13 protein-coding genes are annotated in these 8,875 nt (G+C 45.0%); 1 reads left to right on the top strand and 12 read right to left on the bottom strand.

Annotation, left to right across the window (positions count from 1 at the left end):
- The 11 genes from LZ23_RS22015 to LZ23_RS25235 form a co-directional block, all read right to left on the bottom strand.
- Positions 1-221 (bottom strand): DegT/DnrJ/EryC1/StrS family aminotransferase (locus LZ23_RS22015; RefSeq protein WP_045217766.1); only part of this gene is annotated, 221 nt, incomplete at its 3' end.
- Positions 222-639: 418 nt separating this feature from the next.
- Positions 640-2,046, bottom strand: coding sequence for an RNA-binding domain-containing protein (locus LZ23_RS22010; protein WP_045217765.1), 1,407 nt, complete (start codon positions 2,044-2,046; stop codon positions 640-642).
- Between the two features lie 726 nt (positions 2,047-2,772).
- Positions 2,773-3,159, bottom strand: coding sequence for a type II toxin-antitoxin system VapC family toxin (locus LZ23_RS22000; protein WP_045217763.1), 387 nt, complete (start codon positions 3,157-3,159; stop codon positions 2,773-2,775).
- A complete protein-coding gene (locus LZ23_RS21995) occupies positions 3,143-3,391 on the bottom strand; it encodes a hypothetical protein (RefSeq protein ID WP_157493453.1) in 249 nt (82 codons plus the stop codon). The genes LZ23_RS22000 and LZ23_RS21995 overlap by 17 nt, the downstream gene beginning before the upstream one ends.
- Before the next feature lie 635 nt (positions 3,392-4,026).
- The gene (locus tag LZ23_RS21990; RefSeq protein WP_045217761.1) at positions 4,027-4,227 is read right to left on the bottom strand and encodes a type II toxin-antitoxin system HicB family antitoxin; all 201 of its coding nucleotides are present in this window, start codon (positions 4,225-4,227) and stop codon (positions 4,027-4,029) included.
- Between the two features lie 499 nt (positions 4,228-4,726).
- Positions 4,727-4,966, bottom strand: a complete 240-nt coding sequence (locus tag LZ23_RS21980) for a DUF1902 domain-containing protein (protein WP_045217760.1) — start codon at positions 4,964-4,966, stop codon at positions 4,727-4,729.
- A gap of 141 nt (positions 4,967-5,107) precedes the next feature.
- The gene (locus LZ23_RS21975; RefSeq protein ID WP_198146082.1) at positions 5,108-5,668 is read right to left on the bottom strand and encodes a virulence RhuM family protein; all 561 of its coding nucleotides are present in this window, start codon (positions 5,666-5,668) and stop codon (positions 5,108-5,110) included.
- A 159-nt stretch (positions 5,669-5,827) separates the two neighbouring features.
- Positions 5,828-6,004, bottom strand: a complete 177-nt coding sequence (locus LZ23_RS24450; RefSeq protein WP_157493452.1) for a hypothetical protein — start codon at positions 6,002-6,004, stop codon at positions 5,828-5,830.
- A gap of 3 nt (positions 6,005-6,007) precedes the next feature.
- On the bottom strand, positions 6,008-6,325 hold the full coding sequence (locus LZ23_RS21970; protein WP_045217758.1) for a hypothetical protein: 318 nt from the start codon (positions 6,323-6,325) through the stop codon (positions 6,008-6,010).
- A 391-nt stretch (positions 6,326-6,716) separates the two neighbouring features.
- Entirely contained in the window at positions 6,717-7,433 is a 717-nt protein-coding gene (locus tag LZ23_RS25240; RefSeq protein ID WP_232300564.1) for an asparagine synthase-related protein, read from the bottom strand.
- On the bottom strand, positions 7,355-8,038 hold the full coding sequence (locus LZ23_RS25235; RefSeq protein WP_232300563.1) for an asparagine synthetase B family protein: 684 nt from the start codon (positions 8,036-8,038) through the stop codon (positions 7,355-7,357). Before LZ23_RS25235 ends, LZ23_RS25240 begins: the two co-directional genes overlap by 79 nt.
- 64 nt (positions 8,039-8,102) lie before the next feature.
- On the opposite strand from LZ23_RS25235, the gene LZ23_RS24445 reads away from it, so the two are divergent.
- On the top strand, positions 8,103-8,312 hold the full coding sequence (locus LZ23_RS24445; protein ID WP_157493451.1) for a hypothetical protein: 210 nt from the start codon (positions 8,103-8,105) through the stop codon (positions 8,310-8,312).
- Positions 8,313-8,347: 35 nt separating this feature from the next.
- Here LZ23_RS24445 and LZ23_RS21955 read toward each other — a convergent pair whose 3' ends face one another.
- Positions 8,348-8,722: a four helix bundle protein gene (locus LZ23_RS21955; protein WP_045217754.1), complete on the bottom strand. Its 375-nt coding sequence runs from the start codon at positions 8,720-8,722 to the stop codon at positions 8,348-8,350.
- Between the last annotated feature and the right edge of the window lie 153 nt (positions 8,723-8,875).

Here is an 8,875-nt window from a genome sequence, read left to right as displayed (position 1 = left end):
TAATATTGTTCTGCCTCTGGAAACATTCCCCGGTCAAAACCCATTCTGCGGTAGTAAGGCTGAGTATGTACCGGAATATAGTGCACATTAACGCCGATACCCTGCTTTCTCATATATTCAAAAATTTCCCTGCGGCTTGAGTCTATCTCTTCCAGCTTGAGGCGGATTACGTAAAGATGCCAGGCTGAATCACTGTCCGGGTGCTGCCAGGGGGTAGACATTGGCAAGCCCTGGAGTAGCTGATCATATCTTTTGGCCAGATAATCAGGGCCAGGTCTCTGAGACCATCAAGTACCTGATTTTATTGAATTTGACCCTCTAAAATAGCTCATTTTTACCCCTTACAGACAACTTTTCCCCTTGAAAACAGCCTGTATTGTACTTAACAAACTGAAATAAAAGATGATTAACTTGCAAACTCTCTCGAATCAAAATTCCCACTCAAGTAGGTTGCTTTCTAACTTGTTTAATTTTACCGCTTTCACGTGCCACGTGATTTAGGTAAAAAAGCCACTTTTTACTGCTTTTATGTAACACGTGATTCAGAAAATTATCTTACGTCTGTCTTACTCGTCTGCCTTTCTTGTCTGTGGCCAACAAATTCTTTTTTACCGCTTTTACGTAGCACATAATTTAAACTCAATCCGACCTGATTTTGTATTTTTGCAAACGGCTTTTGGGTTTTTCCGGGATAGTGTATTCTATCATTCCAGCTTCAAGCAACTTACGCACGACTTTATTTAGTTGACCAGAAATCTGCTTTTGCCCGAGCTTTTTGGAAATATCTACCTTGCTGGCTGGTTTGTCGGTCAGGATGCGCATTATGGCGTCTTCCAACGACTCTGGCTGTGACTCTTGCTGTGACTCTGGCTGCGACTCTGGCTGCACATCGCCGTCAACTGGGCGGTGGGCTACAGCTTTGAACTGATTACCAGGGCGATCGTCAATCAGTTCAAGGTCTGGCCAGGTTGCCAATGCGCGAGGAATGCCGCTTCCAAGTCCACGGTACGGCAGGATGGAAAATGCATGGGAAGCCAAAGCGGGGTTACGCAAGTTCGAAATGCCGTAGCGGATCTTTTCGGTATCCAGGTGGTCAGGCAGATGTCCGGGGCTTATGATCTCAACGCGATCGGAAAAAATTAGCAGGCGAATAGGGGCGCTAAGAAAATAATCACGATGTATTAGTGCATTGACCAGCAACTCTTCGAAGACATCCTCGGGGATCTCTAACAAGCCAGGACTGTTAAATCCTTGATCGCCCTGCACATGGCGAAGGTTGCGACTTAGAAAGACCATGGCGCGGCGGTACTGTTCAAGCAGGTTGCCGTCGATGTCTTCACTGTCCAGATATCGCTTGTCATGCAGCACTGTTCCGGGAAAAGCGACGGCTTTGACGATAAAAGAGGGTTTGTAAACGTGAGGCGCTTTGCCGAACAAAAGTAAGCCGGCTAAGCTTAAAAAGTTGTCTTGCGCCAGATTGAGGTTCTTGAGCAATTGCGGCAAGGAAAGGCCGGTTGCTTCAACTGACCTCTTGTAGCGCCTTTCAAAATATTGGCCAAAAGTGTCCAGATCAAGATCTTTGATGGTGGCCGGTCGTACAGGAACTTCATCTGCGTAAACCAGTCCGGATGATTGAAACAGACGCTGCATCTCTTCCCGAGCAGTCACATGGCGTTTGTCCGCCCCGTTTTTGACCCAAATCCTACCCAGAGTGTCTACGTACTGCTTGTTCAAACCTTCAGCAACGTCGACCGCAATGACGATGCCATTCCTGGTATGGACATTCATGGTTGACGGATTGATTGGAGGACGAACACTTTGCGAGGAAGCATTTGACAGCAACTGATTGAGTCTGGACACATCCGCTGAATTCAAACCGGCGATATGTCCGTCATCAGAGACGCCAATGAGCAATAATCCGCCGCTTGTATTGGCAAAAGCAATCAATTCCGCCGCAAGTGAGTCAATATTGCTGAAGTCACGTTTGAATTGATGGCGGGTATCCTCGCCACGGGCAATGATGGCCAGGAGTTCAGCTTCATTCATATCCATGCATCCTCGGGATAATATTTAGAATGAGGTCAGGTCTCTGAGACCAGCAAAAAACTGACATTATTACATTTCATTTCAAAAAAAAACCAATATTTTGCCCCATAGTGTAATTCGCTGCGCTCGTGACCGCGTCAATTACTGAGGCATGGGATCTGACCCCAAGCTGCTCTTGTAACCAGCGAGTATCATTAGCGATACGCCTTATGTCTCATTGGAGGTATACGGAATTTTCTGCTATGCCTTGCTATCATTGATTTTTTTCCAGTTCATTTTTCCATTCAAACCCCAGTTAAATACCTGGCGGCTTGCTCTGCTGGAGAAGTCCTCCACTGGAAATTATCTTACGTCTGTCTTACTCGTCTGCCTTTCTTGTCTGTGGCCAACAAATTCTTTTTTTACCGCTTTCACGTAACACGTGATTAGGGTAAAATTATGAAATCACCCCTGGTCGGTATTTTGACTGTTGATGATGCCAGCTGTTTGTATTGAATGATCAGGCCTCTGGGGTGCAATTCATGCCCATATGAGGCTTTGGAAAGAGTTTATGCAAGAGATGTGCTGTCTGGATGCGGGATCCGAAGCCCAGAGTCCGAGGTCAGAAAAAAAGAAAAAAGACAGAAGATTATCGCCCACCCCAGTGTAACACCCCAGAGGGGACTCCGGTTACACGGGGCAGGCGGAATACACGGAAAAAAATGTAATTTTTGAAAATATTCGTTATTACCAAATCACCTCTGCATTATATTTGCTTATAGTGCCATCTGCGGTAATGATTGGCATATTTTCATACAGTGATTGTGCAATTAACAGTCTGTCAAACGGATCTTTGTGGATCAGGGCAAGATTTGCCAAAGCCCAGACATGCTCTTCTTTTGCCGGGAGAAAGATGAGCTGCAATTTTTCTTGTTGGCCATGCCAAAAATCTACCAAGGAAATATCAAGTTCCAACTTGCCAAGCTGAATTTTGATCTGCATTTCCCAGAGACTGACAATGCTCAAGAACAGGGAATTATCCGCATTCAGAACAATCTGCTCAGCCCTGTTAGACAGTTTCTCTGGATATGCAGCCAACCACAGGAAAACATGCGTATCAAGCAGAAAGTTCATTATTCTCTCCCAGCCAGAACTTATCTCCGAGATGTTCGTCAAAATCTTCGCCAATCCTGATCCTTCCTTTATATGCCCCGAGTACGCGGGCTGACTTGGACGGACTTTTCTGGTGTCCGGGAAAAACTAAAACAACATCCATCTTCCCAGTCGGGATGTTGGCTGGGATTTGCAAGTCAATGACGAGCCGCCGATTATCCGAAATATTTACTTGCGTCTTTATTGTTTCCATCGATAAATTCTCCAACCAAATGCCGGTTAGGGTTGCCATGCAATCTTCCCGACCTTCCGTGTCCTACAGTACATTTCGTGGGAAAAATCATGAGTTAAGATTTAGCCCACCCTGTTGTAACACCCCAGAGGGGACCCAGGTTACACGGGGCAGGCGAAATTCACGGAAAATCAAGGAAGCCTGAGGTCCAAGGTCAGAATTCCGGATTCCAAAGCACGGCAATTTTTAAAGCGCTAACAACTCAAAGACTTCATATGTATCCATGATACGCCGCATTACAAAAGACCCTTGAATTCTTCCACGGTCATGCCCGCATCCCTGATAATCCCTGCCATTGTAAAGGCATTAATGGGGGCTTGAGCATGGTATGGTTATAACATACTGTTGAAAATCTCCCAATTGCTGCGTCGCTGCAAAAAGTTCAAACCCTTACGTATCCTAAATACGCTGCGACCTTGAACTTTTTTTACTTCTTGCACTTGGAATTTTTGAACAGTCTGCTGGGTAAGGATTTTTTCAACAAGCTGATAATCCTTTCGCCGTTGGTCATTGTTATATGTTTTCTTTGCCTGACAACCCAGAATCCGCGTTTCTCAAAAACTTGTACCGCCCTTTGATGATTGACTCCAGGCAGTTTAGGCATAATCAACTTCCACGTATCTCACGTCCTTTCCGGCATTCAGGGAGCTTACCGTATAAAGATAATCCTGGATGGCCTCTTTGATATTTTCAAGAGCCTCTTCTTCTGTCAAACCCTGGGACCAGCAGCCAGGCAGCCCAGGAGCCCATACGCTATACCCTTCCTCAGTTTTCTTGATATTTACCGGATACTTCATAACTCATCACCTCTCAGTCTTTACAAAACGCGTTAAGAAAAGAGTTTAGCCCACCCCAGTGTAACACTCCAGAGGGAACCCCGGTTACACGGGGCAGACGGAATACACTGAAGGACACGGAAAAAAGTGATTCCAAGTCCGTAATCCAAAGCTTGATGTCCCAGGTCAGTCACAAGGTTTTTACTCAAGCTTAAACAATCCTGCCTCCCATTGGCGCTGAGACAGGAGCAATATATTTTTTCGCAGTTTCAATCTAAAGCGTCATGGCATCTTTATGTAGTCACCGGGTTCTGACCATGAACTTTTCAAAAAGTTTTAGGCAGTCCAGCCTGCTTCAGAACGGCATTGGCCGTATGTCTTGATTTTATCGCATTGTCCACCACAAACCTGACTTAGGTTATTGGACTGTACCATAGCTCATGATCGCCCTTTCCTTGTCTTTCAAATGTGCACTTGGCTTCACGCAGGATCTTTTTAAGATCCTTTGTATAATCGGCCATCAGACAGCAGGCCCCTGTGCGATCTCAAATCTCCTGCTCAATAGTTCAAATGGAGTTTCTTTGGACAAATCCACTCCATTGGCCTCAAGAAGTTCAGGGATAACGATTTTCAGTTTCTGGACAAGATTTTCCAGGGTGTCTGATTCAGTAGCAAGGCCGGGAACATCATCGCTGGTGGCCACCCATAGCATTGCTTCATTATCCCATTCAGCCCTGACAAATAAGGGTTTTGTATTCATTTCTCATCTCCTTTTTTATTGGGCCAAGTCTCTGCCACTCTGCATGGGGGCTGACCCCAAGATGTTTCAGTCGCTGTGGCCCAGTGCAGTTTGTTCAGGACAGTCAAAAAAAAGATGCTTAGTGGCTTGAGCGGTCCTATCTTAATCTATGGAAGTGGCGTATAAGTCAGCAATCTTCTGGTAAAATTTTCGCTCAGAAAGACGAATCTCCCGGATGCGCTGCAATTGTTTTTCAAAATATTGATCAGAAAGGATGGAACCGCCATTTTTGAGGCGCTCGTCATCCATGGTAAACCCTTTGATGGTAAACTCTTCAATGATTCCCGTAGCCCATTTGCGAAATTGTACGGCCCGCTCGGAGTTGACCTTGTATCCTACGGCAATGATCGCAGACAGGTTATAGTGCTTGGTGTTGTAGCTTTTGCCGTCAGCAGCAGTTATTCGAAAATTTCGAATAACTGATTCTTCTTCCAACTCCATGTCGGTGAATACTTTTTTCAAGTGATAGTTGATAGTGTGCGTTTCAACATCATAAAGCACACCCATCATTTTCTGGGTCAACCAGATGTTTTCATCGGCGTAAACCGCAGCAACGCCGCCCTTGCCAGTGGCCGCCACAAAGGTCAGGTACTCAGCTGCTGATGAGCGGACAGCGGGGCTGTCTTTTAAATGGGGAAGGGCTGGATTCTTTTTTTTGCTCATGGTTTTAGCTCATAGCTGGTAGTTCATAGCTCGTGGCTGATGGTTCGTAGCTCATAGCTGATAGCTGGTGGCTGATAGCTCGTAGCTCGTGGCTCGTAGCATATTAGCTCAAAGCTCAAAGGTGAAAGCTCAAAGCTGAATTCCATTTACAATGACACATTAGCAAAAATTTCTGACATAATGCTTCGATGCTTCTTCTATGGAACGGTCATATTGCTTGACAATTTCCTTGATTCTTGAATTAACTTCACCTTGTTTTCGTTTATATTGATCTGTTGACGGTGAAACAATTTTTTTAGGCTCTACATCTTTTTTTATTATGGCTTTAAAGGTCATTTTCTAATATTCCTTTAGGTTGTTTCTATAGGTTTCATATGGATGGATTACAACATCATGCTGATACCACTGGTCCTCATCACTATCATAAAAAATAATATGTTCCTGATCGTGGTAAATCAGCCAGGGTTCCGGTTCAAATGTGCCTGCTGTCGCATCAATAATAATTCTGCTGACAGTCAACGAAAAGTCATCTTTTGAAATAAAGTCTGCGCACCAGACAAACTGAGGAGTTGGTAGCCGCAAAAGCAAACTTTTCAGATCATCATTCATGCTCTTATTATTATATGCAATTCTTTTCAGTGATCGGGTTGATGTCAAATATGGCCTGCATACTGTATCTAATGGGATGTTCAGCCCTCCATTTTCATGCCTGGTGTAAATGCTCAGGCCAGGATGAATCGGATAATTTTATCTGTTCGACATTTATCATCTTGTGACTACAGCACTTTTTAAGGATTTTATAATTACTAAGTTTGTTGTTCATTGTTGGTAGATCGCAGCTCGTGGCATATTAGCTGAAAGCGAAATAGTTCATAGCTGATAGCTGAAAGCAAAATCGCTGGTAGTTCATAGCTCGTAGCGAATGCGGAAAGGGGTAAGGGGTAAGCCAGTGTGGCAAGGGGAAAGAGGGAAGCAAAGACGCTTGCCGCTTGCCTCTTACCGCTTACCTGCCCTTCGCTTGCCGCTTTCCCCTTACCACTTCCCCCCCTTACTCAATCTCAAAAGTCCTCAGCCACTGGTCGAAGTTAATGAGCGACCAGATGAAGAGGCGGCGGTTTTTGCGGCCTTCAATATGTTCGTTGACCATGTCCCGGACGCTTTGGGGGTCAAAATAGTTGTAAATGGGTGAATCCTGGCTCAGGATGCGCTTTTTGACGAATTCAATGCTCTCACCCTTGAACCAGCTTTGATCCGGGGAGCTGAATCCCTGCTTGACCCCGTTGGCAATATCCCCAGGTACGTATTTCTGCATCATTTTACGTAAGAGAAGTTTTCCGTCCCTGGTTTTATGAAAATACTTGTGTCTTTTACCTGACGGCTCGTTCTCGTCCAGTTTGATCACTTCCTGGAGATTGCCCAGCTTGAATTTCACGGGCAGACGCATGGCAAAGTCTACCAGATCATTGTCCATGAAGGGCACTCTTGTCTCCAGAGAGTGGGCCATGGACAGCTTGTCCTCGACCACAAACAGGCCGTGCAGAAAGGTCCTGGCCTCGAAATACAGGGAACGGTTTACGTATTCTTCAGGGGAGCAGGGACCTTGATCATGATCAGGAAATACATCTTTGAAAATATCTCTGGACCAGACATGTTCCACCTGGTCCCAGATGGGAGCCAGAACATTTTTCAGCATCCTGTTGGGTATAAGTCTTTGCCAGAATTTGTAATATTTATCAATATAATCCTCAAAATCCCGGTTGACCACGGCCCGGTAGTACCTTCAGCAAAGGTGTAGTAAAGTGGTTTTATTCCGTAGCGGTCTCTGACCAGATAGAGCTTTTGGGTAAAGTTGTCATACAGGGAGAAAGCGAACATGCCATTTAATTTTTCAACGCATTTAATGCCCCACTCGATATAGGCATAGATGATGACCTCTGTGTCCGTTCCTGTGCGGAAGCGGTGGCCGCAGGCTTTGAGTTCATCGCGCAATTCCCTGTAGTTGTAGATTTCCCCGTTATAGACCAGCCAGATATTTTTGCTCAGATCGCTCATGGGCTGGTGCCCGGCCGGGGATACGTCCAGAATGGCCAGGCGGCGGTGCGCCATAAACAGGTCCCAGTCGTGGGAGTTAAGTTCATGCTGGGCTGCACGGGACTCCAGAGGCGGCAGGAGTTCGGAAATGTGCTGGAATTTTTCATCTGCCAGATTCAGAGCAAAGGATATTTTACGCGCGTGGCGGCAGCCGGTATGAAAAAACAGGTATCCTGCATCATCAGGCCCTCTATGGGCCAGGATGTCCGCCATGGGTTTGGCGCAATCCTTGTGGATTGTTTTATGATTGAGCGCTAAGGCTCCGGTTATTCCGCACATTTCTTATAAGTATGAAGCTTAAAGCTCAAAGCATGAGAGTTTAAAGCTCAAAGCTCAAAGCTTAATGCTGAAAGCTCAATGCTTAATGCTGAAAGCTCAAAGCTTAATGCTGAAAGCTCAAAGCTTAATGCTGAAAGCTCAAAGCTTAATGCTGAAAGCTCAAAGCTTAATGCTGAAAGCTCAAAGCTTAATGCTGAAAGCTCAAAGCTTAATGCTGAAAGCTCAAAGCTTAATGCTGAAAGCTCAAAGCTTAATGCTGAAAGCTCAAAGCTGAAAGTATAAGTGGCTAAAGCTCAAGGCTCAAGGCAACTATTTTTTGTCCATGGATGCGTATATTGAATTTATCAGACCCTTGATCATGGCGGCGATTTGAAGACCTTCTTTTTTTATGGCTGCAAAATCATTATCAGTAAGCCATTTTTTTCTTCTGAAAATTTCCAAGAGAGTCATTGTTTCATACAGGGAGCCCCGGGCAATGTAACAAAACTGGACAAACTCTTTTTTAGAATTCCGACCTTTTCCTTCAGCCAGATTCATCGATATGGATGTGCAACATGCTTCCATCTGTTCTATCAACCGGAAATGCTTCCTGGACGTGTCAAGATTTTCAACTATATCAATTACTTTAACAGCAAAATCAACCGACCTGTTCCATACTTCCAGATTTTCATATCCAAATTCCACAGCTATTTCCCCTTCATCGTTTTCAATTCCTTGCTCTTACCCTTTCAGCTTCATGCTAATATGCTTTAAGCTTATACGCTTTCAGCTTGGCCCTTTGAGCTTGGCCCTTTGAGCTAATATGCTTTCAGCTTTGAGCTTGGCCCTTTGAGCTAA

The sequence above is a fragment of the Desulfonatronovibrio magnus genome, from assembly GCF_000934755.1.
Taxonomy (GTDB): domain Bacteria; phylum Desulfobacterota; class Desulfovibrionia; order Desulfovibrionales; family Desulfonatronovibrionaceae; genus Desulfonatronovibrio; species Desulfonatronovibrio magnus.
Note: the sequence above shows the minus strand (reverse complement) of the source record. Positions and strands in the feature narration are given on the sequence as shown.